The organism is Acinetobacter sp. T63 (genome assembly GCF_053852345.1).
Window position 1 is genome coordinate 2,171,132 of record NZ_CM132659.1, and the last position, 23,302, is coordinate 2,194,433.

19 protein-coding genes and 8 tRNA genes are annotated in these 23,302 nt (G+C 46.6%); 6 read left to right on the plus strand and 21 right to left on the minus strand.

Annotation, left to right across the window (positions count from 1 at the left end; all coding sequences use genetic code 11):
- Positions 1-4: 4 nt before the first annotated feature.
- From ACVLR6_RS10420 to ACVLR6_RS10440, 5 genes are all read right to left on the minus strand, one after another.
- A complete protein-coding gene (locus ACVLR6_RS10420) occupies positions 5-1,204 on the minus strand; it encodes an MFS transporter (RefSeq protein WP_127801585.1) in 1,200 nt (399 codons plus the stop codon).
- 4 nt (positions 1,205-1,208) lie between these two features.
- Positions 1,209-1,790: a TetR/AcrR family transcriptional regulator gene (locus tag ACVLR6_RS10425; RefSeq protein WP_104488704.1), complete on the minus strand. Its 582-nt coding sequence runs from the start codon at positions 1,788-1,790 to the stop codon at positions 1,209-1,211.
- A gap of 153 nt (positions 1,791-1,943) precedes the next feature.
- Positions 1,944-2,459, minus strand: a complete 516-nt coding sequence (locus tag ACVLR6_RS10430; protein WP_005179490.1) for an acyl-CoA thioesterase — start codon at positions 2,457-2,459, stop codon at positions 1,944-1,946.
- Positions 2,460-2,745: 286 nt separating this feature from the next.
- The gene (locus tag ACVLR6_RS10435; RefSeq protein WP_225876368.1) at positions 2,746-2,925 is read right to left on the minus strand and encodes a hypothetical protein; all 180 of its coding nucleotides are present in this window, start codon (positions 2,923-2,925) and stop codon (positions 2,746-2,748) included.
- A gap of 269 nt (positions 2,926-3,194) precedes the next feature.
- Complete coding sequence (locus ACVLR6_RS10440) at positions 3,195-4,226, minus strand: patatin-like phospholipase family protein (RefSeq protein WP_104491508.1); 1,032 nt, start codon at positions 4,224-4,226, stop codon at positions 3,195-3,197.
- A gap of 129 nt (positions 4,227-4,355) precedes the next feature.
- Here ACVLR6_RS10440 and chrA point away from each other — a divergent pair, with 129 nt between their 5' ends.
- Complete coding sequence (gene chrA, locus ACVLR6_RS10445) at positions 4,356-5,555, plus strand: chromate efflux transporter (protein ID WP_455995142.1); 1,200 nt, start codon at positions 4,356-4,358, stop codon at positions 5,553-5,555.
- Positions 5,556-5,619: 64 nt separating this feature from the next.
- Here the strand turns inward: chrA and ACVLR6_RS10450 are convergent, their stop codons facing one another.
- The 4 genes from ACVLR6_RS10450 to ACVLR6_RS10465 form a co-directional block, all read right to left on the minus strand.
- Positions 5,620-7,095: an alanine/glycine:cation symporter family protein gene (locus ACVLR6_RS10450; protein WP_160241105.1), complete on the minus strand. Its 1,476-nt coding sequence runs from the start codon at positions 7,093-7,095 to the stop codon at positions 5,620-5,622.
- 74 nt (positions 7,096-7,169) lie between these two features.
- Positions 7,170-8,408 (minus strand): sodium/glutamate symporter, encoded by a 1,239-nt coding sequence (gene gltS, locus ACVLR6_RS10455; protein WP_168389851.1) that lies wholly within the window; start codon positions 8,406-8,408, stop codon positions 7,170-7,172.
- Between the two features lie 598 nt (positions 8,409-9,006).
- Positions 9,007-10,158 (minus strand): IS4-like element ISAbe18 family transposase, encoded by a 1,152-nt coding sequence (locus tag ACVLR6_RS10460; protein ID WP_005176703.1) that lies wholly within the window; start codon positions 10,156-10,158, stop codon positions 9,007-9,009.
- Positions 10,159-10,284: 126 nt separating this feature from the next.
- Complete coding sequence (locus ACVLR6_RS10465; protein WP_455995144.1) at positions 10,285-11,532, minus strand: DcaP family trimeric outer membrane transporter; 1,248 nt, start codon at positions 11,530-11,532, stop codon at positions 10,285-10,287.
- Between the two features lie 384 nt (positions 11,533-11,916).
- On the opposite strand from ACVLR6_RS10465, the gene ACVLR6_RS10470 reads away from it, so the two are divergent.
- Positions 11,917-12,621, plus strand: a complete 705-nt coding sequence (locus ACVLR6_RS10470) for a nitroreductase (RefSeq protein WP_455995146.1) — start codon at positions 11,917-11,919, stop codon at positions 12,619-12,621.
- A gap of 93 nt (positions 12,622-12,714) precedes the next feature.
- Here the strand turns inward: ACVLR6_RS10470 and ACVLR6_RS10475 are convergent, their stop codons facing one another.
- Positions 12,715-13,935: a multidrug effflux MFS transporter gene (locus tag ACVLR6_RS10475; protein WP_455995148.1), complete on the minus strand. Its 1,221-nt coding sequence runs from the start codon at positions 13,933-13,935 to the stop codon at positions 12,715-12,717.
- 135 nt (positions 13,936-14,070) lie between these two features.
- On the opposite strand from ACVLR6_RS10475, the gene yccS reads away from it, so the two are divergent.
- From yccS to ACVLR6_RS10495, 4 genes are all read left to right on the plus strand, one after another.
- Entirely contained in the window at positions 14,071-16,245 is a 2,175-nt protein-coding gene (gene yccS / locus ACVLR6_RS10480) for a YccS family putative transporter (RefSeq protein ID WP_104488698.1), read from the plus strand.
- Positions 16,246-16,329: 84 nt separating this feature from the next.
- A complete protein-coding gene (locus ACVLR6_RS10485; protein WP_005179510.1) occupies positions 16,330-16,890 on the plus strand; it encodes a YcxB family protein in 561 nt (186 codons plus the stop codon).
- Between the two features lie 166 nt (positions 16,891-17,056).
- Positions 17,057-19,657, plus strand: a complete 2,601-nt coding sequence (locus ACVLR6_RS10490) for a PepSY domain-containing protein (protein WP_455995150.1) — start codon at positions 17,057-17,059, stop codon at positions 19,655-19,657.
- Between the two features lie 114 nt (positions 19,658-19,771).
- Complete coding sequence (locus tag ACVLR6_RS10495; RefSeq protein WP_455995152.1) at positions 19,772-20,566, plus strand: YdcF family protein; 795 nt, start codon at positions 19,772-19,774, stop codon at positions 20,564-20,566.
- A 13-nt stretch (positions 20,567-20,579) separates the two neighbouring features.
- Here ACVLR6_RS10495 and ACVLR6_RS10500 read toward each other — a convergent pair whose 3' ends face one another.
- From ACVLR6_RS10500 to ACVLR6_RS10550, 11 genes are all read right to left on the minus strand, one after another.
- The gene (locus ACVLR6_RS10500; protein ID WP_005179520.1) at positions 20,580-21,041 is read right to left on the minus strand and encodes a DUF2750 domain-containing protein; all 462 of its coding nucleotides are present in this window, start codon (positions 21,039-21,041) and stop codon (positions 20,580-20,582) included.
- Between the two features lie 75 nt (positions 21,042-21,116).
- Positions 21,117-21,192 (minus strand) — tRNA-Val (locus tag ACVLR6_RS10505).
- Between the two features lie 99 nt (positions 21,193-21,291).
- A tRNA-Asp gene (locus ACVLR6_RS10510) sits at positions 21,292-21,368 on the minus strand.
- Between the two features lie 51 nt (positions 21,369-21,419).
- A tRNA-Val gene (locus ACVLR6_RS10515) sits at positions 21,420-21,495 on the minus strand.
- 65 nt (positions 21,496-21,560) lie between these two features.
- A tRNA-Asp gene (locus ACVLR6_RS10520) sits at positions 21,561-21,637 on the minus strand.
- 15 nt (positions 21,638-21,652) lie between these two features.
- A tRNA-Val gene (locus ACVLR6_RS10525) sits at positions 21,653-21,728 on the minus strand.
- Between the two features lie 20 nt (positions 21,729-21,748).
- A tRNA-Asp gene (locus tag ACVLR6_RS10530) sits at positions 21,749-21,825 on the minus strand.
- Between the two features lie 51 nt (positions 21,826-21,876).
- Positions 21,877-21,953, minus strand: a tRNA-Asp gene (locus tag ACVLR6_RS10535).
- A gap of 26 nt (positions 21,954-21,979) precedes the next feature.
- A tRNA-Val gene (locus tag ACVLR6_RS10540) sits at positions 21,980-22,055 on the minus strand.
- A 276-nt stretch (positions 22,056-22,331) separates the two neighbouring features.
- Positions 22,332-22,862, minus strand: a complete 531-nt coding sequence (elsL, locus tag ACVLR6_RS10545; RefSeq protein ID WP_104488696.1) for a cell wall-recycling L,D-carboxypeptidase ElsL — start codon at positions 22,860-22,862, stop codon at positions 22,332-22,334.
- A complete protein-coding gene (locus ACVLR6_RS10550) occupies positions 22,859-23,248 on the minus strand; it encodes a YbaN family protein (protein WP_075167111.1) in 390 nt (129 codons plus the stop codon). The genes elsL and ACVLR6_RS10550 overlap by 4 nt, the downstream gene beginning before the upstream one ends.
- Between the last annotated feature and the right edge of the window lie 54 nt (positions 23,249-23,302).

A 23,302-nucleotide genomic window follows, 5' to 3' on the forward strand; every position in this document is an offset into this window, starting at 1 on the left:
CCTCTTAGGGAGCCTGACGCAAGGTTGGTGTGACCATGGCTTTGTAAAGCAGCAAGGTCAACAGCACCAGCACGGCGCAGAGTAAATAGGTCAGCTGGAAGCCCATCCAGGCAATCAGGATGCCCATCAGCACGGAACCGAGTGCCAGCCCCAGATCAAACAGGGTAAAGAACGTTGAAATCGCATGACCCATGCGCTGTTTATTGACCGTTTGAATGGCCACGGTTTGCAGACACGGAAACAAGGTGCCGTAGCCAATACCAATAAACACCGCCGACAGCCATAAAATCCACGGATTAGATAAAAAGCTGACAATCACCAGTCCCATGGCAAAACACACAAAGGACGGATACATCACCGCACTTGGACCTTTACGATCATAACGCTTGCCGACCCACGGCCGCACCACAATCATGGACACAGCAAAGACCACAAAGAACAGACTGGTATAGGCCAGTAACTGCTTGGCTTCACTATAGGCAGTAATAAAACTGATCACGCTGGAATAGGCCAAGGCAGTCAGCATTGCCACCAGCCCTACCGGAATGACCCGGGTTTCGACAATATCATGCAGGCTCAGCCGGGGTTTCATGGCAGATGGATCGGGCGGATTGGCCGGTTTGACCCGATCATCCTGTAATTTCAGGCTAAGGCAGAACAGAAAACCCATCGCCATAATCACTGCCAGCACGGCAAACAACACCCGAAAACTGGTGAACTGGATGGTGGTTAAGGCAATTAAAGGCCCAAAAACCACGCCCAAATTGGTCGACATCACAAAATAACCAATGCCCTCGCCTTTACGCGCTTCTGGAATAAAGTCACTGGCCACCGGCACCGCCACCGTGGTTAAAATACTGAACCAGATGCCATGTAAAAAACGCACCAGCAGCAGGCTCCACATGCTGTCAATCCAGATATAGCAAAAGGCAAACAGCACAAAGCACAGCTCAGAACCACGAAAAGACAGTTTCTTGCCCAGCTTTTCCACGATTAAACCGGAAAACGGCCGGATGGCAATCGAGGACACCAGAAACAGGGTCAGAGCCAAACCGGCTTCTTTGACCGTGCCGCCCAGATCATTCATGATATAAATTGGTAATACGGCTAGCAGGGCAAAATAATAAACAAACAGAAACAGGTTATTGAAAAGACACAGAATAAATGCACGATTCCATAATGCAGCAGAACTTTGAGCAGACATAGGCTTAGCGCTCCTGCGCATCAATAAGCGGCTGAACCCGGACTGGTGCCAGCACCATCTCAATCAGCTGCTGAATATAGTCGGCATCGGGCATCCGGTTAAAGAAAATAATCTGGTAATGAATCGGTGCATATAGCGTGTCGAGCATCAGTTCAAACGGATACTGCGCCACAATTTCGCCACGCTGAATCGCCAGCTGAATCAGCTTGCGCATCTGTTCACGCCGTGGCAGCAAATATTCACGAAAAAATGCTGCGGCAGTTTCACGCTGCTCGGCCATCACCACCAGTACCGCCCGCCCAACCTGATGGTTCAGCGCCTGACTCAGCTTAAACAATTGCTGGGTCAGGTTAAACTGCAAAGACTGGCTAAAGTCGAGTTCAAAAATCGAGGCGGTTTGCAGCTTAAAGGCATCGAACACCAGTTCGGATTTATGTTTCCACCAGCGGTAGATGGTCGATTTCCCCACACCGGCCCGCGTGGCAATATCCTCAATGGTCAGATGGCTATAGTCATACTCTGCCAGTGCCTCGACCACAGCATTTAAAATACATTGCTGCCGCCGTGATGATTTTTCAGTTTCCATACCTAGCCCAAAACGAAACGATACGTATCGTTTTATAATAAGCCAGTTGGTGCCGGCTGGCGAGTGATTCTTTTGTCGTCTGGTATGAAAAAATTTGGCAATAAAAAAAGACCTGAAATTTCAGGTCTTTCTTCAACACAGTGAAAGTCGGACTTAAATCGACTTCTTGTAAATACTGCAAGATGGATGAGTACCTTCCTGTAAACGTGCCACTTTACGCTGTTCTGCCGCTTCAAAACGGCAGCGTTTCCAGTCATTGTCCAGATTTAAGGCCGGCACCTGTTTGGGTTTGCCCTGCTCATCAACTGCGACCATGGTAAAATAGCAACTGTTGGTATGACGCACGGTGCGTTTTTGAATGTTCTGCGCTTCGACGCGAATGCCAATTTCCATGGAAGTACGGCCTACATGGTTCACACTGGCCAGGAAAGTCACCAACTCACCGACATGAATTGGTTCCTTAAAGTTCACTTTATCTACCGAAAGTGTCACCACATAGCTGCCTGAATAACGGCTGGCACAGGCATAAGCCACCTGATCCAGTAATTTTAGAATTGTTCCCCCATGAACATTACCGGAAAAGTTTGCCATATCTGGCGTCATTAACACCGACATGGTTAATTCAGATTGATCTTCTAAGATGGGTTTAAGCTGATCTAATGGGGACATCTTGTTTTCGGCTCTTATAAAAGACAGGATATGTGAATATTATTATATCGTTTTTAACACAAATTAAATGTTCAATTCGGCAATAAAGTCATCATTATTATTTATGGTGATTGGGGTATTATTTAGAAAAATATATAGTGTTTTGCGCTATTACTTGAATTTTCAATTATTTATCCACATCCCGACACCACTTGAACAGGATTTCAGCAGGCGCGTCAGGAGGTGGATTTTTTCCATTCGGGCAGATGAGTTCAGCCCAAAATTGGACTTTTTACTGCCTGAGCTTTTAAGCCGGGTTGATATGACGCAACATTTCCGGCGACACGTGACCATAATTTAAAACATTTTGTACATCGAGCTGGGCTTCAATTTCATAGGAACCATCGGCATTAATTTTTTTAATGGTAAAAATAATTTGTTCCATGTTGGCCAGTTGTACAGATTGTCCAATGTGTAATTGCTTCATGCTCATGCCCTGCTCAGTTTTAGCTTCTAAGATAAATCGTTATATTCTGATGCGGCCAGTATAAGAGCTTTATTAACAACAGGTAAACTTAAATAGCTGAATTAAAATACACTTATATATAAACTTTAAATATTAATCACAACCTTTTGAGCATGAATCGAAATACCTTTATTGAATAACATCAGGCAATTAACGCCAAAAGCAAATTTCAATATGAGCATTCTTGCCATTTTTATTCGACTTAAGTTATAGAAAAAACCGGCAGCATTCTAGCGCCCCGAATGTATCTCAACAGTATTTTGTTGCAGGTTATAGGTTTGAATCCGGTGACCATCGGCATAGCCTTTATGCTGATAGACTTGCGAAATCTGCCCCAGCTTGCCATAAGCCGCCACTACACCGGCCTGCATGGTGGCTTCGCGGCCCTGCACATCAAAAATATGTGCTTTTTCGCGTAAATCTGGCTGAATTACAATATCGGCATGTTTCAGCTCTTCCTGGGCCAGATGCTTCTGCATGATATTAATATTCTGGTTAAATAGTCCCCAGACATGGCTGGTTTCGGTATACATCGGCTGGGCCAGAATATCGACTGCAATCACAATGTCCGCACCCAGCTCGCGGGCGACATTTACCGGCACCGGGCTGACCAGTCCACCATCGACATATTCGGCATCGGCAATTCGGGTCGGAATAAACATGCTTGGAATGGACACCGAAGCCCGTACCGCCTGTCCGGTATTGCCGGCATTAAACACCACTTTCTTGCCCTGTTTTAATTCAGTGGCCACCACATACATCGGAATTGGCAGCTGCTCTAACGGCAACTGGTTGACCTGCGTATTGACATAGTTCTCGACTTTTTTGCCATCGAAGAAACCTTTCATATCCAGTTTGATGTCACGGACATCATTGGCTTTCATGTTCAGGGCAATCTGACGCAGCTCATGCGCGCTTTTGCCGCTGGCATAAATCGACCCGACAATACTGCCGGCACTGGTCCCGACGATAAAATCCGGACGGATGCCATTTTGCTCCAGCACTTCAATCACGCCAATATGAGCATAACCGCGCGCGCCGCCGCTGCCCAGCACCAAGGCAATGACCGGGTCCTGTCCGGTATATTGCGGCAATGTTTTAAAGTTCATGCGTGCATTCTGCTGGCTGGCCTCAGCCATTGCCGGGGTCGCCAGTAATTGAGAGGACACCCCCTGATGCTGTTCTGGCAGATGCTGACAGGCGCCTAAGGTCAGCATGACTGCCCCCATCACACTGATAAAGCCAAGATTTTTATTCAACATGAATTCCTTGATCTGAACTCGACAGGCCTGCTGTAGTCTAAGGAGATTTTCTGCAGTGCATTGTTTAAATTCGTTAAACTGTCATCTGCTCAGTTTAAACTTAAGTCGGGTTTTTTAAAATTCTAGCCAATGTCTTCTTTATCTTATTCACAGATTTTTCTGATTTTCTTTAAGCTGGGATGCTTATCTTTTGGGGGCCCAGCCGCGCATCTGGTGTTTTTTCACCAGACTTTTGTGCAGCGTTTGCACTGGCTCAAAGATGAAGACTATGCCCAGGTCGTCGCTTTAGCGCAACTGTTGCCCGGCCCGACCAGCAGTCAGGTTGGACTGGCCATTGGCTATTTAAAACGTAGCTATTTAGGCTCGGTGGTGGCCTGGCTGGGTTTTACCCTGCCCTCGGCCTTGCTGATGACCCTACTGGCCTTTATCGGTCAGCAGTTATTCCCGTGGATCAGTTCGGCGTATTTTCATGCCATTCAACTGATTGTACTGGCGGTGGTGTTCTGGGCCTTCTGGCAAATGCTGAAAAGCTTTTGCAAAAGCTGGTGGCAATACCTGCTGATGCTTGTGTCTGCGCTCATGATCTGGTTCCTGCCACTGTCATATAACCAGATTCTGGTGATTGTGCTGGCTGGTCTGGCCGGCATGTGGATTGCCAAAACACAACCTCAAACTGGTAGTAATACCACGCCGAGTTTTCAGCTGGAACAGCGCAGTTTCGGCTCAACTACACTCTGGCTAATCTTGTTGATCTGTCCGTTTCTGCTGCTCGGTGCGCTGAACTGGATCAATCCGCATCTGCTGGCTGAAGGCTTTTTAGGCTTTTATCAGTCTGCTGCACTGGTCTTTGGTGGTGGGCATATTATTTTACCGCTGCTGCATCAGGACTTTGTCAGTACCGGCATGATCTCAGCCCAGCAGTTTGATTTAGGCTATGCCTTTGCCCAGCTCATGCCGGGTCCTTTATTCAGCTTTGCCAGCTATGTCGGCTATTTTCTGGATTTAACTGCCTATCCTGTGCTGAACGCGATCATTGCCACCATCGCCATTTTCCTGCCCTCGTTCTTTCTGATTTTTGCTACCCTGCCGCATTGGTCCTGGCTGATGCATCAGGACAAAATCAAACATGCGGTGATTGGTATTAATGCCGCGGTGGTGGGTTTATTGCTCGCGCTCATTGTTGATATGGGACAGGATTATTTAACATCAGTGCTGGATCTGGCGTTTGTGATGTTTGTGATTGTTTTACTGAAAAGCAAACTGCCGGTGTGGGTCAGCCTGATTGGTAGCTTTGGCGTGTATATGGGTTTGCTGTCTTTGCTGAGCTAACGCATCTAAAAGAATATTCTCTTGATAAAACAACAGCCTCATGATGAGGCTGTTGTTGTTTGCATTACCAGATATCGGAATTAACCCGGTCTTTAAATTTAGGATGATTGTCCAGTTTAAATTCCGGCTCTTTCACGCCACGCTTCAGCTGTGCTTTGAAGTCTTTTAGCAACATCAGCACAAATGGCGTCAGCAGTAAAATGGCAAACAGGTTGATGGTGGCCATCACGCCCATAAACAGATCGGCCATCGACCAGATCAGTGGTACGGTGGCAATCGCGCCGAAATACACCATAAACAGCACCAGCAGACGGAAAATCAGCATGATCTTGCGGTTGTTGTTAATGAACTGCACGTTACCTTCGGCATAGGCGTAGTTCCCAATAATCGACGAATAAGTAAACATAAACAGGATAATGGCCAGGAAGTCATCGCCCCAATGGCCAATCTGGCTTTCCAGCGCCATCTGGGTCAGGGTCACCCCTTCAAAACCGGCATTCTGATATAAACCGGAAGACAGGATGATAATTGCGGTACATGAACAGACAATAAAGGTGTCCACGAATACGCCCAGCATCTGTACCAGCCCCTGATTCACTGGATGTTTTACATCCGACACAGCAGCCGCGTTTGGTGCAGAACCCATCCCCGCTTCATTGGAGAACAGACCACGCTTGATGCCCATCATCATCGCCATCGACACCATCGCCCCAAAGAAACCACCGGCAGCGGCATCAAATTCAAAAGCCTTGCTGAAAATCAGGCGGAAAATATCCGGAATAATCGGCAGGTTAATCACGGCGATATACAATGCCACCACCAGATACAGCAGCGCCATAATCGGGACAAATTTCTCTGCCACTTTGGCAATACGTTTAATCCCGCCAAAAATAATCATGGCGGTCATGACGACCAGAACCAGACCCAACCAGGACAGTTCAAAACTGAATGCACCCATTGGAACAGTCAGATTGGCCTGATTCCAGCCCCAGGCATGTGATGTGGCACTGATAATCGAGTTGGCCTGCACCGCGTTAAACACGAAACCGTAAGTTAAAATCAGGGCAACCGCAAATACTACACCCAGCCATTTCTGTTTCAGGCCTTGGGTAATGTAATAGGCCGGACCACCACGGAACTGATGGTTGCTGGTATCACGCACCTTAAATAGCTGCGCCAGTGAAGATTCGACAAAGGCCGAACTCATGCCTAAAAATGCGGTAAACCACATCCAGAACACCGCACCCGGACCACCAATCGCAATCGCAATCGCAACACCGGCAACGTTACCGACCCCGACCCGACTGGCCAAACCGGTCACAAGGGCCTGAAATGGGGTAATCCCATAACTGTCTTCGCCTTTTTTACGGCTCGACCTCATGGCTTTAATACTGTGCCAGAACAGGCGAATTTGTACAGCGCCGGTGATCAGGGTATAAAATATCCCGACACCAACCAGAAAGATCACCAGAAAATCCCACAGCGGGGTATTTAGAAGCGTCACCCAGGACATTAGGGTTTCATTTAATTGTTCATTCATTTTTTCGCACCCTTTGCTGATTGAGTCATCCTAAAAAGAAAAGCCTTTTAACAAGGCTTTTCCACTCAAATTACTTAAACAAAAAACTTAAGAATGACTTGAATGACAGTCGCATTAATCAAGTCGACAAAGAAAGCACCACACAGCGGTACAATCAGGAAGGCTTTATGAGAAGCACCGTACATATTGGTAACGGCCTGCATGTTGGCAACCGCAGTAGGTGTTGCACCCATACCAAAACCACAGTGACCCGCAGCCAGTACAGCAGCATCATAGTTTTTACCCATAACACGGAAGGTAATGAAGGCCACATACAAGGCCATGGTGATGGTTTGCGCGCCTAGAATGACCATTAGCGGGCCCGCCAGATCTGCCAGTTGCCATAATTTCAATGACAGCAATGCCATCGCCAAATATAAAGACAATGAAGCGTTACCAAATACGTCAATCGCACGGTCAAAAATAGTGACTTTGAAAATACCTTCTAATACGTTACGCAGAATTACCCCACCAGCCAAAGCCCAGACGAAAGTTGGCAACTCAAACAGCGTACCTTTGGCATAACCAGTCATAAACTCGGCAAAGGCCAGACAGGCTGCAAATAAACCTAAAGTGGTAATGGCATTGTCTGCGGTAATTAAACGCACCTGATGCGGATATTCAAATGGCACAAACTCACCCGGTACCGGTTCAACTGGCGTATTGTCACGCTGTTCAATTTGCGCATCGGTACGTGGTGTAGCCAACTGATAACGGTTGATCAGCAGTTTGGCCAATGGCCCACCAATAATACCACCAATAATCAGACCGAAGGTCGCACTGGCCATCCCCAGGGCCAAAGCCCCCTGAATACCATGTTCAACCTCAAGGATTTCACCCCATGCACCCGCAGTCCCGTGACCACCGGTTAAGGTAATGGAACCGGCAATCATACCAATTAGCGGATCAATGCCCAATACTGTCGCCAGACTAATCCCGACAAAGTTTTGTACAATGATGAATAGTGAAATTGCGATCAGAAAGATCACCAGACCAATACCGCCTTCACGCAGTTTGGCAAAGTTGGCACTTAAACCGATGGAGGCAAAGAAAATCAGCATAAAACTGGTTTGTAGCGCACTACTGGTGGTAATGCTGTAGCCCCAGAAATTGTGCACGATTAAAGACACTACCGCAGCGACCAAACCGCCCGCGACAGGTTCCGGGATGTTGTAACGTCTTAGAAAATCAATATTGTTAACTAAAAAACGTCCCAAAAGGAGAACGATTACAGCCGCAATTAAGGTGTAAAACGCATTAAAAGTAAATTCCATGGCAATATCCATTTAATATGGTCAATGCTTATTGTTTTCCGGTTCTGATTATTTAAACCTGATGATATAAGCACCTTTTATGATAAGGCTGCTCTGTTTAATTTAAATAAACGGGAAAACTCTGCAATATGAATAATGTAAATCAGAAAAAGTTCTGAGTTGGCGAAGAAGCATCTGAGCTGGAGCGCAAGACTCAGCTTCGCTCCTCAAATTCATATCAACCGGCACTGCCTGAAAAAGAGGGAGTGAAAAATAAAATACAGACACTTCAGTGGCAGGGTAATGTCAGGCTGAAATCTCTGAATAGGCTTACTATAGAAAGATAATCTCATATAGGCTCCTAAACATAGAAAATGCATTGCTTCATGTAGCCAACAAATACATCTTAATTCATAGAAAAAGCTGAACAATACAGCTTAAAAAATCGCACATTATGCATCTTTTTCTCTAAAAATCTTTATTTTTTTAACGCTATTCGCTATTAGTCTAACTTATTGCTTTTAACTATAAATTTAAGCAACTGAATTTAAAATTGTTTTTTAAAAATCGGTAAATAAAAAAAAGAGGTGGCAAGCCACCATTGCTGTCCCACAATTTTTCACAAGAGGAAGCTCATTTGAGCTTCCTCTTGTTTTATGGGTATTTTATCGGGTGAAAATAAAGCTTTTAAAGTTCTTCTTTCAAACAAATTCACTTGAATTATTCTGAGTAAACGTTGAACTGTCCAACCTGTTTTTCCTAAATGTCGAGCGAAACTCACCAATAAATAGGCGATCATCGCAATCCAGATTTGTGTCTGAATTGCGTTCCTGCTGCGGCCTAGAAACGCTTTTAATTTGAGATTCTGCTTAATCGCCTTAAAGAACAGCTCAACTTTCCAACGATCTTTATAAATCGCTGCAATGGTGGAGGCGGCTAAATGAAAGTTATTGCTGAGAAAGCTAAAGTGCTTGCCACTTTGCTGATCTCTATATTCAATTCTTCTTAACACTGGGGCTTTTCTTTTTAGGGCATGTGCGCTATTCAGCTGAATGGTTTCATCTTTTAGAATACCTTTGGATTCAAGCACTGGATGTTGCTGGATCACCTGATACACAGATTTAGGCCTAAAACGTGTGACAAATCCAATGTTTTGAGCAGTCAGATTTGCATACCATTGGTAATCGACATAGCCTTTATCAAAAACTACAATGCTGCCAGCAGGAAACTGGAATTTGCGGCCTTGTACCATGTCATTTTCTTTGCCATTTTCAACTGCAACAAACTCAGGAATATCATTGCTGTGATTCAATCCTATACTGAGTTTCATGCTGGCTTTTGAGTCGTGAACTTTGGCCCATTCACATAAGGAAAGCGACAAGTCAATATGACTGGCATCCAAGGAATACAAGGGATTCTTAAAGCGAAATTTATGAGCTACTTTTGAGTGTTCATAGTATTTAAGCAACTTGTAAAATAGCTGTTGATACAAGGCAGCAGGCTGCTGCTCATTGATTCGTGCCAGCGTGCTTCGGGGAATAGACTTTGCTCCGAGATGACTCAGCTTTTCCTGTTGGCACTCCAAATTGGATTGAATATCTCTCAGACTTTGCCTACAAGAGAATTGAGACATCAATATGGCAATAAACTGATCCCACCGGGAAGCCGCTCTAAATTTCTGTCCAACATGGTGTACTTTAGCAAGTTGTTCAAAATCCTGTCGCACAACAGGTTTAATTAGCTCATGAAATACGGTATTCTGATGTGACAAAACCTGAATCCTGGTCGTTAAAGTGTTTGTTTGCACTCATATTTTAACTGTTAGGACTCAGGTTTTTTTATTTAAAGCAAACTATGGGACAGCAGTGGGCAAGCCACCTCTTTTTTGGTTCAGCACTTAGAAGTTATAACGTGCCATTAAACCAAAACGGTTATCTTTACCTGTTTGGCCATCAGCTGTTTCACGTTCACCGTAAACATATTCAGCACCCAAGGTAATTGGTTGTACCGGGTTATACATGACATTTAACCAGCCTTGCTGTAATTCGTCATTTTCTTCATCTACAGCATCATTAAAAAAGACTGCACCATAACCTAATGTACTACGAAGTTTTGGTGTAATTTTCAAAGTAGCGCCTAAAGTAAATGCATCAAATTCTTTTAAGTCGATGTCATTACCATCTACTGAATAACGCTCATTCCCATTGGTGTATAGAATAAACTTGTCATCACCCGTTACATGAGAGTAGTCGGCATTTAAAGTTAAGGTTTCAGTTGGTTTAAAGTTTACACCCGCAGCCAAGCCCCAGCTAAAATCTGTTTCGTCAGCTACATCACGCGCACGAACTTCCTGGACCAGCGCTCGACCTGTCAGCGTACCTGCACCTTCAGCAAATTTATGTGCAACCTTTGCGGTTGCTGCCGGCAGTCTGTTATCGTCATGCCCTTTTTCTAAACCAACAAAATAAGTCGTGTCTGCATTAAGTTTGTCGCTATAACGCACTTGTGGTGTACGGTAAGTACCAATACCGAGTGGTGAGTTAAAGTCCAGCATTTCAGGTGTAGTTTCACCGGAAAGGAAGGATGAAGTGGTTTGACCTAATAACCAGTTGTCCATAGTTAAGTAAGCGTGGCGAATACGTACGCTGTCATTAGTACCACGGAAATCAATCTCAATTTTACCGCCGACATCTTTCCCTGCGACTGGACCTTTAAAGTCTAAACCAAGGCGTGTAGTGGTTGCGGTTGAATCAAAACGGTCTTCAGTTGCGTTATTGTCATCGCCCAAGCTAACGGCGTGGATACGGTTAAAAATTCCATTACCACCTTCAATTTGATACGCAGCATCCCCACGCACAAAACCGTACAGATTGACTTCAGCACCACCTTTCGACTTTAAGGAAAATGGTGAAGCCGATTTTGCTGCAGGTGCCGGTTGCGCCTGAACTTGCTGGATCTGGACTTGTTGCTGTTGCTGAACCTGTTGCTGCTGTTGAATTAAAGCTTTGAGTGCTTGTACTTCCTGGCGTAATTCTTGAATTTGTTGTTGTTCAGTGCTTGCTGCCTGTACCGTAGAGGCCATTGCTGCTGTAATTGCGACCGCTAATGTTTTTGTGATAAGTGAAGTTTGGATTTTACGATCCATGAGTTTCTCCAGAGTAAAAAATAATGCTCATCCGTGCTCTTTTAAGACATTTTAAATACTGACTCAGATGGCAAGCATCCCTGATTTAAATGTCATTTAATCATCACACTTTTGCTATTTATCAAATAATTAAAAGTCTTATCGATAAAGAATTACACAAAACTGTAATCGTTTTATGCTTTCAATCTAACAATTAATTTATTTTATTAAAATCACTTTTAACGTATAAGGATAAAGGACTGATCAATTTTTCTAATTCTCATTTGCAAAAATATCGAATTATCATGGTTTTATCGAAAAGTAAAAGCTGCTTACCCGGTTAAATATTAGACTATTGTATATAGCGACAGTTGATTAGAACATAAACATTTTAAGGGATTTTTCATGGATAAAGGACTAGTACAACTGGTCGATCAGGCCATTAGCTCGCGTCATTCGGTGCGCGCCTTTTTAGATCGTCCGGTCGATCCGCAAATGATTAAAGATATTCTAAGCGTGGCCAGCCGCGCACCATCCGGCACCAATATTCAGCCGTGGAAGGTGTATGTGGTGACCGGTGAAAAGCGTCAGGAACTCATTGATCGGGTCTGTCAGGCACAAACTGAACTGTATTTACATCCTGAACGTGCGGTCGATTATCAGGCCACCTTTTCCTATTATCCGGAACAATGGTTCTCGCCGTTTATTGAGCGGCGCCGTGAAAATGGCTGGGGACTGTATGGCCTGCTCAATATTGAAAAAGGCGAAAAACAGAAGATGGCCGCGCAGCATCTGCGTAATTTTCAGCTGTTTGATGCACCGGTAGGCCTGTTTTTTACCCTGCATCGCGACCTGGAAATTGGTTCAAAAATGGATCTTTCTATGATGATGCAAAACGTGATGATTGCCGCCAAGGCACGCGGGCTGGACACCTGCCCACAAGCGGCATGGAATAGTTTTCATCGCATTGTACTGGAGGTCTTAAATGCCCCGGCCGATGAAGAACTGGTCTGTGGTATGGCCTTGGGTTATGCCGATCCAGAGCATATTGTAAATAGCTTTATTACCCCGCGCGTACCGGTCGAAGAATTTGCCGTATTTGTAGAATAATTTTTTAGCTCTGGCCCTCACGCTGCAACAGCTTAAAGAGCAAAGAAGAAACCGCCCGGGTTTCTTCTTTTTATTTATAAGAATGAATCGGGGTTAGGCTGTTTTTAATTTCCGCTCCCGATGCATGATATACATCGCACTCACCCCAATCAGAATAAACAGCAGCATCACACTGCCCATATTTAATAAAGCATCCCAGATCAGTACATTCAACATTAAGCCGCCAATTAAACCGCAGCTAAATTGCATACTGCCCATAATCGCGCTAGCTGTACCGGCACGGGCACCCTGCTCCGACATCGCCAACGCCATGGCATTGGGGCCAGTAAAACCAATTCCGGCCACAGCTAAAAACAGCCCGGCAAAAACCACAACAATCGGCGCATGGCTCATCAGCCCGGCGATGACCAGAATTAGCGCGCCAGTGCCCTGCACCGTACCGCCTATTTTTAAACGGGTCATTAAAGAGCTGCTGGTTGCCAAATGCTTGTTTAAGGTCGAGGCCAGCATAATACCGACCGCATTGGCACCAAAAGCAATCGAAAACTGCTGCTGGTTCAGGCCATAACCATCCATCAGAACAGCGGCAGAACTGCTGATATAACAGAACATCGCCCCGCCGGTAAAACAGCCGGCAATCATCGGTAAATAAAGACTGCGGTCCTTAAAAATCGCCAGATAGAGGGTCAGCACCTGATAGAAATTCAATTTCAGACGGCGCTCTGGCGGCAAGGTTTCCTGAAAGAAAAAATGAACACATAACCAGCAGACTAAACTCATGATGGCCAGACAGACAAAAATCGCCTGCCAGTCAAAAAAGCTCAGGACGATGGCCCCCAGACCCGGCGCAATAATGGGCGCAATGGCGGTCACAATCATCATGCTGGAAAAAGCCTGCGCGGAGGCCTGCATATCCAGCCGGTCACGAATTGCCGCACGGGCAATTACCACCCCGACACAGCCCCCTAAGGCCTGCAACACCCGCGCTGCAATCAGGCTCCATTCATCCTGGGCATAAACACAGAGCAGACTGGCCAGAAAATACAGTCCCAAACCAAAATACAGTGGGGTTTTACGGCCAATCCGGTCACTCAAAGGGCCATAAATTAACTGTCCAATCGCCAGCCCCAGAAAATAAGCCGGCAGACTGTTGGCCACCATTTGCGTGCTGACGCCAAAATCATCTGCCATTTGAGGCAAGGCCGGCAGATACATATCAATTGATAGCGGACCAAGCGAGGTCAGCAAAGCCAGCAGTAAAATCCAGGAAGATGGATACTGCTGCGGGCTTGCACTGGCATGGGAATCGGACATATTCATATTTCTTTTTTAAATGACTGATTTAAAGACAAAGTACACAGTCCATAGTATTATTTCAGGGTACTGAAAGTGAAGTTTCACATAATTGCTGCCCGCTGCATAGCATCTGGCTTCGTTTAAGGAACAGTCTTGAAATCCTGGCTCACACGTCTCAAACACTTTGCCTACAACACGGCCTTTATCTATAACATCCGGATGATGATCGCCTTTGCCGGCACCGCCTTTGTTCCTTATCTGCTCGGCTATCAGCTGGCCACCATTCCGCTAACCTTGGGCGTGGTCGCAGCCGGTTTAAGCGATATTGATGACCGCTTCTCTTTAAGAATCCTGAACCAGACTTATACCTATATCGGCTTTTTTATTACCGCCGCCTCCATTCAGCTGCTGTTTCCACATCCGGTGCTGTTTGCCATTGGCCTGATTATCTCCTGTATCGGCCTGATTCTGCTTGGTTCTCTGGGCCGGCGTTATGCCACCATTGCCTATGGCTGTCTGGTGATTTCGGTTTATGCCATGCTCGGCGTGGACCTGTTTGAAGACTGGTACACCCAGCCAGCCTTGCTGGTGGTTGGTGCAGTCTGGTACGGGCTGATTTCCACCATCAGCTTTTTACTGTTTCCGGTACGGCAGCTACAAGACAAACTTTCGCAAAGCTATGCCTCGTTAGGCGATTTCCTGTTTGGCAAATCCAATCTGTTTGATGTCGATATGACACCCGGCAGCTATCAGCAAAGCCTGATTGACCTGTCAATGGAAAATGGCAAGCTGATTGGCCTGTTTAATGAACTGAAAACCGCGCTACTGACCCGTTTAAAAGGTGACCGTGGCCAGAAAGATACCCGCCGCAGCCTGCAGTATTATTTTATTGCCCAGGATATTCATGAACGTGCCGACTCTGCGCATATTGACTATCAGAAACTGGCCAAAATTTTTGAGCACAGCGACATCCTGTTCCGTTTCCAGCGCATTCTGGCGATTCAGGGCAAGGCCTGTAAAGATTTAAGCGAAAGCATCCTGAAGCGTGAACCCTATATTCACAGCAAACGTTTTAAACATGCCTTTGAAAACCTGAAACACTCGCTGCAAAAGCTACGTAGCGAACAGCAGTATGATCAGGTCTGGGTCAATGCCCTGTTTGCCCTGTATCAGAACCTTAAATCTATTGACGCGCAGTTACGCAACCTGGAAACCGAGCGTTATATCAAGCTGGATAAAACCAAACATATTGAAAACCAGCTTAAAGATGATGACCTGAAAGGCTGGGATGATATGGTCATCCGGATCAAGCAGCATTTAACTCCGGAATCGGTGCTGTTCCGGCATGCCATCCGATTATCGGCGGTACTGCTGATTGGCTATATTTTTGTCCAGGTCACCAATATTGAATACGGCTACTGGATTTTACTGACCGCGCTGTTTGTCACCCAACCCAACTTTAACGCCACCAAACGCCGCTTACGCCTGCGGATTGTCGGCACCCTGGTCGGGATTCTGGTCGGTTATAGCATCTTATATTTTATTCCATCGGTCGAAGGTCAGCTGTTGCTGCTGGTAGTCAGCGGAATTCTGTTCTTTGAATTACGCAGTAAGCAGTATGCACAAGCCACCGCCTTTATTACCATTCTGGCACTGATTAACTTTAACCTCGATGGTATGGGCTTTGCCGCCGCCCTGCCGCGTATGATTGATACTTTAATTGGCTGTGCACTGGCCTGGTTTGGCGTCAGCTTTATTTTCCCGGACTGGAAATTCCGCCGCTTGCCGCGCACCATCCGTCGTGCCTTAAATGCGCAGTGTGATTATCTGACCGAAGTGGTTGAACAATACAAAACCGGGCGCAATAACGGCCTGACCTATCGCGTGGTACGCCGTGCAGCGCATAATACCGATGCCGAGTTAGCTTCGCTCATTTCTACCTTGGCCACTGAGCCGGATTTTGATGCCTCGCAAAAAGCTCAAGCCTTTGAACTGCTGTGCCTGAATCATACCTTTATCAGCTATATTGCCGCGCTGGGCGCACACCGGGAAAAAATTGAAGATCCGGAGATTTTAACCCTGCTGGATAAAGCGCTGGAAGATATTCGCGGTGCCTTGCTGAACGATGAAGTACCCGATCTGTCTTCGCAAAATATGCTGCATACCATCCGGCAGCGTTTAAGCCAAAATCATCAGGAAGATCAACAGGGACTGATTATTTTGCAGCAGTTATCGCTGATGCTGACCATCCTGCATCAACTGAGTCAGCTAAAACAGAGTTTAAGCCATGACCGTGATCAGGATGCCACCGAACTGGCCTCGTTATAATTCGGATGATTTTGCAACAATAGACTCCTGAAATGCTGTAATTAATGCTAAACTTTTCTGAGTTTGAAATTTGTTAGTTCCACTATGACCGCGAAAAATTTATACGCTTATACTTTACAGCCTGTGAACTACGACATTAGCGAAGCCGAGCAACGTCATGCCCAGCTTTTAATTTGGCGTAGCACCAACAAAATTGGCACCAAAGCCTGGGCGATCATGGGCATTATTACGGCCCTGTCTATTCTGGGGATTATCCTGATCAAGAACTATTCCACCATTTTCTGCTGGGTGGCTCTGGTCTGTGTAGTGCTGTACTTCCTGATCCGTAAATTCGGTCTGGAATGGTATGCCAAACGTAAAATGAACGAATTTCCGGTACAGGAAATTAAAGGCATCCGTCTAGGCGTACAACCGCACGGCATCATCATGCGTCAGCAAATGGGCCTGCAAGAAGGCATGGGCGCGATTAGCTGGAAAGATATTTATGAATGGTATTCTACCCCGGATTTCATTCTGGTGAACTTTACCGTCAAAGGTCAGCAAGGCGCTTATATCTTGCCAAAACGTCTGGATTCTAAAAACTTTTCTTTTAAAACCATTCGTAAGCACCTGCTTGAATCTGTAGGTGAGCCAAAACAGCTTTAAGCCTGTAAGCTCAAAAAAACCTCCACCCTGCTGGAGGTTTTTTTATCCGGTTTGTACCAATCTAAATGATAATGAGAATAAATATTATATTCAAACTCTATTCCATCTCGCTATTCTTCAGTTATAATTTCGCCCATTGTTCTCTTCACACTGCTGCTGTATTGCTATGCTTAAAAAAATATTTTTCCAGCTGCACTGGTTCCTTGGAATTAGTGCGGGCCTGATTCTCGCACTGATGGGTGTTACCGGTGCGATTTATTCCTATGAACAACAAATTCTAAAATGGATGAATCCGGACAGTTATACCGTGCAGGTCGAAAACCGGGCCAAGCTCACCCCGGCGGAAATCTATCAGCATTTTCAGCTGACTCAACCTGAAACCAAAATTAATAGCATTACTATCGCCTCCGATCCGGCAGCATCTTCGAGTGTCAATATTGCCAAAGAAGGCGCACGTCGCGGCCAGAATGTGCTGATTAACCCCTACAGCGCAGAAGTGTTACCCGAGATTAAAGGCCGTGAATTTTTCCAGTTTATCCAGCAGTTACACCGTAACCTGACCGTTGGCCCGGTCGGCAAGCAGATTACCGGCGCCTGTGCCTTGATGCTGATTTTCTTTGTCTTGAGTGGTCTGTATCTACGCTGGCCGAAAAAGCATTCGGTAAAACAGTGGTTCTTTGTGAAGCCGAAACTTAAAGGCCGGAACTTCATCTGGGATTTACACGCCGTTGTCGGCACCTGGGTGGTGATTTTCTACCTGATTCTGGCCTGTACCGGTCTGTACTGGTCCTATGACTGGTGGCGTAATGGCATGTTCAAGGTGCTGGGCGTAGAGCGTCCACAACCGCAAATGCAGGCCAATGCCGCGCCGCAAGGTCAGCGTGGTGCGCCGCAAGGCCGTGAACGTGGCGAAGGTGCTGCGCGTGAAGGTCGTGGTGAGCGTGCAGAAGGACTGGATTCGCTGCAAATGCAGGCGGTATTGAACCAGACCTGGATTGGCGTACAGGCACAACTGGGACGTGACTACTCAACCATGACCCTGAACCTGCCCAAACAGGCCAATGGTGAAGTCAGCCTGAACTTTGTCGATGCAGTACCGCAGCATGAACGTGCCCGCAATAGTGCAACCTATAACTATCAGACGGCCAGCCTCACCGACATCAGCCTGTATGAAGATAAAAAACTCAATGAAAAAATCATGAGCAGCATGTTACCGGTTCACCGTGGCAGCTTCTTTGGTCCGGTGTACCAGTTCTTTGCCATGGTCGCTTCCCTGCTGATGCCGCTGTTCTTTGTCACCGGCTGGATGCTGTATCTGAAACGTCGCAAGCAGAAGAAACTGACCCAGGCAGCACGGAATAGCGCAAGCGCCGTCACGGTTGATCCAAATGCCAAACCGTGGCTGATTGCCTACGCCACCCAAACCGGCGTGGCTGAACAGCTGGCCTGGCGTACTGCGACCAGTTTGCAGGAAGCGCATCAGCCGGTGACCGTGAAACCGGTCCAGCAATTGAGTCTGGAAGATCTGCAATCGGTAGAACAGGTGCTGTTTGTAGCCAGTACCTATGGTACCGGTGAAGCACCTGATTTAGCCTCCAGCTTTGACAAGAAAATCCTGAGCAGCTCGGCCAATTTACAGCATCTGCGTTATGCGGTACTGGCGCTGGGCTCCAGGGAATATCCGGACAGCTACTGCAGCTTTGGTCATAAAATTGATCAGTGGTTACAACGCAATCAGGCGCAGCCTCTGTTTGCCACCATTGAAGTGGACAATGCCAGCAATGAAGATATCCAGCGCTGGAATACAGCACTAGCTCAAGCCACCCAGCTTGAATTGCAAGGCATGGACATTCACAAGACCTTTGACAGCTGGATTCTGAAACAGCGTGATCTGCTCAATCCGAACAGTCTGGGTGCACCAGCCTATAATATCGAGCTGGCGCCGCAACACGAAGCACACTGGGAAGCCGGTGATATTGCCGAAATCCAGCCAGGGAACAGTCCTGAGCGTCTGGCAGCCTTTATACAACAGCATCAGATTCAGCCGGGTACCCTGCTAGATTCGGCCGGTGAACCGATTGAACAGGCGCTCTGGGACAAAGACCTGACCATTGAAGTCGAGCCGTTTGCCAATCTGGAACAGTTACTGGAACAGTTACCGACCCTGCCTGCACGTGAATACTCAATTGCCAGCATTCCATCGCAGCAGATTCTGCGTCTGGTGGTCCGTCAGCAATCCGATGCCCAAGGTCAACTGGGTCTTGGTTCGGGCTGGCTCACCCAACATGCGCCGCTACAGAGCAGTATTGCCCTGCGCATTCGCACCAATGAGTCGTTCCACCTGATTGATGACAACCGTCCAATCATCTGTATTGGTAACGGGACTGGTATTGCCGGACTGATGAGTCTGTTACAGGCACGTATCCGTCACGACTATACCCAGAACTGGCTGATTTTCGGGGAACGTCAGCGCGCACATGACTTTTTCTATGAAACTATTGTGTCTGCATGGCAAAGCACCGGCATGTTGCAGCGTCTGGACGTGGCCTTCTCGCGTGATCAGGAACAGAAAGTTTATGTACACCATAAATTGCGTGAACAGGCCGAAGAACTGCAACGCTGGATTGAGCAAGGTGCCGTGATTTATGTCTGCGGCAGTATTGATGGCATGGCCAGCAATGTTGACCAGACCCTGATTGAACTGCTTGGTGAAGCTACGGTGGATCAGTTACGCAGTGAAGGCCGTTACCGCCGTGATGTCTACTAAGTTTTGCTAACTTGCTGAAAACTAAAATTGAAAAAACCGGACTTGATGTCCGGTTTTTTCATCTTGATCTTTTATAATCTGCAGATACATCACGCTATTTATGATCATTCCGCCATGCAGAGTCACAACCACGCCCCACTGAAACGTCTTCTGAGCCTGATGGCTGCAATTCTACTACTGGCCAATGGTCTGTGGTTGCTCAGTCTGAACAGCTTTCATTTTGGTACCCTGCTGCCGATGCTGTTCGGTGCAGCACTGTTCATTTATGCCTTGGCTTATGTTCCGCTACAGCGCTGGATTCGACAGCGCCCGATCTATCAACAAGGCTGGCGTTTAGTATGGGGTGCTTTCTGGGCCTGGCTACTCAGTGTAGCGCTGTTCTTTGGCTACTTACACCGGCAAAGCCTGCATAACCAACCCAATCCAAATACGCAGGCGATTCTGATCTTAGGTGGTGGTATTCAACACAACCAGCCAACACCGACCTTGGCCAAACGCCTGGATGCCGGGGCAGTGTTGGCCAAGCAGCTGCCACAGATTCCCATTATCGTCAGTGGTGGCGCCGCTTTTGGGAATCAGTGGACCGAAGCCGAAGTGATGGCGCACTATTTAACAGAGCAACATCATCTTCCGAAAACACGAATTCTGTTGGAAGCACGCAGCACCAGTACCGCTCTGAATTTCCACAATTCCAAGGCCTTGCTGGTACAACACGATATTCAGCTCAGTGATCCGATTGCCGTGGTGACCAGTGATTTTCATTTACCGCGTGCGCTGGCCATTGCCCGCAAACAGGGCTATCAGCAGCCCTTGCCCTATAGCGCTCCTACACCACTCTATATTCGCTATAACTCTTGGTTACGCGAATATTTTGCTTATGTAAGTGGTTGGCTGCTCAATGAATATTAATACCCAATAAATATTAATTAAGGCGAATGGAACGTGGCGAAGGCAGTTGCAGGTTTTTATAGACCTCAGGTTTTTGCAAATAAATCTGGTAAAGATAGTTTTTAATATCCAGCAGCAGCTTTTCCGGTGCCACCAGCACATTCTGCCCTTCAGGACTAAGATTCATCGACACCAGTGTGCTTTCCTGCCTTAAAAATGGCAGGACTTTTTCAATAAAATCTTTAAAGCTGACTTCCTGAATATCGTAATTTTCCCAGTTGTCTTTGACCAGCAGTTTGGCCAGACTTTTATTTTGCCAGACCGCAAAAGCGCGCTGTCCGGTGGGTGTGGCACATAAGGCCCAGCCGTCATGATACAGCGCAAACACTTGTCCCTGGCTGACCATGATTTCAATAAACTGTTTGTAAATATCTTGAACATTATAGCTTGAAGTTTGAGATTTAGACGCGGCTTTGCGTTGATATGGATTGCGCATAGATCATCCAGTCCATTTTATTGTTTTATAATGCTGGGATTCTATGGAATATTTAAGATTTAGGCAAGAAAGATATGGTGGGCGCTGACGGGATCGAACCGCCGACATTCTGCTTGTAAGGCAGACGCTCTACCAACTGAGCTAAGCGCCCTGAAGAGTAAAAAATAATATATTATTTTTTACGACGCAAGACCAACGAAGTGTGTAGTCTTGGTAATTGATCACATTTTTCACATCAGGGCATGAAAAATGGCGCAGCGGACGGGGCTCGAACCCGCGACCCCCGGCGTGACAGGCCGGTATTCTAACCAACTGAACTACCGCTGCAACGGTAATTGCGTAAGCAATTAAGGTCTTTTAAGCTTTACAGCTTGAATATGGTGGGCGCTGACGGGATCGAACCGCCGACATTCTGCTTGTAAGGCAGACGCTCTACCAACTGAGCTAAGCGCCCTGATTAAGATTGTCAATCTTGAGTCCACTATAAGCTCAGGAAACTTATAAGGCTATTCTTTGAGATGGCGCAGCGGACGGGGCTCGAACCCGCGACCCCCGGCGTGACAGGCCGGTATTCTAACCAACTGAACTACCGCTGCATCGCAAAAGAATCATGGTGGGCGCTGACGGGATCGAACCGCCGACATTCTGCTTGTAAGGCAGACGCTCTACCAACTGAGCTAAGCGCCCTCAAAAGCATTTTATGTAAATGGCGCAGCGGACGGGGCTCGAACCCGCGACCCCCGGCGTGACAGGCCGGTATTCTAACCAACTGAACTACCGCTGCACTTACACAAAGTCACTATTGTGGTTCAAACGAATATTAAAGAAGCTTAAGTGGCGCAGCGGACGGGGCTCGAACCCGCGACCCCCGGCGTGACAGGCCGGTATTCTAACCAACTGAACTACCGCTGCACGTAAGAATCTTTAACGTAAAGGCTTGGTGGGCGCTGACGGGATCGAACCGCCGACATTCTGCTTGTAAGGCAGACGCTCTACCAACTGAGCTAAGCGCCCTTAACGTCTTCATCGTTTGTGAGGTGCATTATAGAGAATCTTTACCGCCTGTCAAACGCTTTTCTGCCAGTTTTCACTTTTTTATGACTGAGTGATTAAAAAATAAGTGATTCGCTAGAAAAACAAACAAATTCTGTATGTTATTTGACTTTATTCAAAAAATTTTATTTTTAGCCCACTTGAGAATAGAAGAAATTTCTTGCAATTACCCCCCTGCTCGCCTGCACATTTTTATTTTTTCCCTGTGAAAAATGGCAGCAAATTCAGGCTTAAGTCTTATGGCTGTGGTTCAATGGCCAAGGGGCTAAAATCCAGCCGCTTTTCAGACAAATACACCAATGCCTGTTCTGGAATCAGCTCGAACAGCTCGATAATGTCGCGATTGCGCATCCGGATACAGCCATGTGACTTGGGAATGCCCATCGGTTCGGTATCTGGCGTGCCATGCAAATAAATATAACGTTTAAAGGTGTCACAGCCAGCGCCCTGGTTAAAACCATCCTCCAGCCCTGATAGCCATAAAATACGGGACAAAATCCAGTCACGTTCAGGAAACTGTTCGGCCAGCTCATCATCATAAATTTCACCCGTTGGCTGACGGGCAATAAACACGGTATTTTCCGGCGCATCTGCACCAAACTTGAGGGCCACCTGATGCCAGCCACGTGGGGTTTTGCCACTATTTTCCGCTTCACCAATGCCCTTTTCACCGGTAGACACCACATACAGTTTATTGTGTTTTGGCAGATATAAGGTCTGCTCAGATAAATCGACCAGAATATCTGCAGCATGTAGAGGGTAGATCATTCTTGCTTTACCTTTGGTGGAGTGACAACAACAGGTTCAGGGCGTAGCCATAACCAGATTGCCACCACAAACATGGTCAGGTTGGTAAAAATTTTGACTGCCAGCGGAGCCGTGGTAAATAACATGATGCAGGCACTGATCAGCATCATGATGGTGGCAAACCATTTGGCTTTACGTGGTACGGTACCATTGGCACGCCAGTCTCTTAAGGTCTGGCCATATTTGGGATGGTTCAACAACCAGGCATCCATTTGCGGCCAGCCTTTGGATGCGGCCCAGGCAGCTAAAATCAGAAAGACTGTTGTTGGCATACCGGGCAACACTGCACCAATGAAGCCGAGGATGACAAAAATCACCACCAAACTTCGCCAAAACAATACTCTCATACCGCAACCCTACCCGTCGAATTGCGCTAGTATAAAGCGTTTTTAAACTTTTCT

Excerpts from the sequence above, each read along its gene's own strand:
- ACVLR6_RS10465 (WP_455995144.1), bottom strand. The coding sequence starts at position 11,532 with ATGGATCGTAAAATCCAAACTTCACTTATCACAAAAACATTAGCGGTC.
- gltS (WP_168389851.1), bottom strand. The coding sequence starts at position 8,408 with ATGGAATTTACTTTTAATGCGTTTTACACCTTAATTGCGGCTGTAATC.
- ACVLR6_RS10475 (WP_455995148.1), bottom strand. The coding sequence starts at position 13,935 with ATGTCCGATTCCCATGCCAGTGCAAGCCCGCAGCAGTATCCATCTTCC.
- ACVLR6_RS10500 (WP_005179520.1), bottom strand. The coding sequence starts at position 21,041 with ATGCGCAATCCATATCAACGCAAAGCCGCGTCTAAATCTCAAACTTCA.
- ACVLR6_RS10495 (WP_455995152.1), top strand. The coding sequence starts at position 19,772 with ATGCAGAGTCACAACCACGCCCCACTGAAACGTCTTCTGAGCCTGATG.
- chrA (WP_455995142.1), top strand. The coding sequence starts at position 4,356 with ATGTCTTCTTTATCTTATTCACAGATTTTTCTGATTTTCTTTAAGCTG.
- ACVLR6_RS10425 (WP_104488704.1), bottom strand. The coding sequence starts at position 1,790 with ATGGAAACTGAAAAATCATCACGGCGGCAGCAATGTATTTTAAATGCT.
- elsL (WP_104488696.1), bottom strand. The coding sequence starts at position 22,862 with ATGATCTACCCTCTACATGCTGCAGATATTCTGGTCGATTTATCTGAG.
- ACVLR6_RS10420 (WP_127801585.1), bottom strand. The coding sequence starts at position 1,204 with ATGTCTGCTCAAAGTTCTGCTGCATTATGGAATCGTGCATTTATTCTG.
- ACVLR6_RS10440 (WP_104491508.1), bottom strand. The coding sequence starts at position 4,226 with ATGTTGAATAAAAATCTTGGCTTTATCAGTGTGATGGGGGCAGTCATG.
- ACVLR6_RS10435 (WP_225876368.1), bottom strand. The coding sequence starts at position 2,925 with ATGAAGCAATTACACATTGGACAATCTGTACAACTGGCCAACATGGAA.
- ACVLR6_RS10470 (WP_455995146.1), top strand. The coding sequence starts at position 11,917 with ATGGATAAAGGACTAGTACAACTGGTCGATCAGGCCATTAGCTCGCGT.
- ACVLR6_RS10490 (WP_455995150.1), top strand. The coding sequence starts at position 17,057 with ATGCTTAAAAAAATATTTTTCCAGCTGCACTGGTTCCTTGGAATTAGT.
- ACVLR6_RS10450 (WP_160241105.1), bottom strand. The coding sequence starts at position 7,095 with ATGAATGAACAATTAAATGAAACCCTAATGTCCTGGGTGACGCTTCTA.
- ACVLR6_RS10430 (WP_005179490.1), bottom strand. The coding sequence starts at position 2,459 with ATGTCCCCATTAGATCAGCTTAAACCCATCTTAGAAGATCAATCTGAA.
- ACVLR6_RS10485 (WP_005179510.1), top strand. The coding sequence starts at position 16,330 with ATGACCGCGAAAAATTTATACGCTTATACTTTACAGCCTGTGAACTAC.
- ACVLR6_RS10550 (WP_075167111.1), bottom strand. The coding sequence starts at position 23,248 with ATGAGAGTATTGTTTTGGCGAAGTTTGGTGGTGATTTTTGTCATCCTC.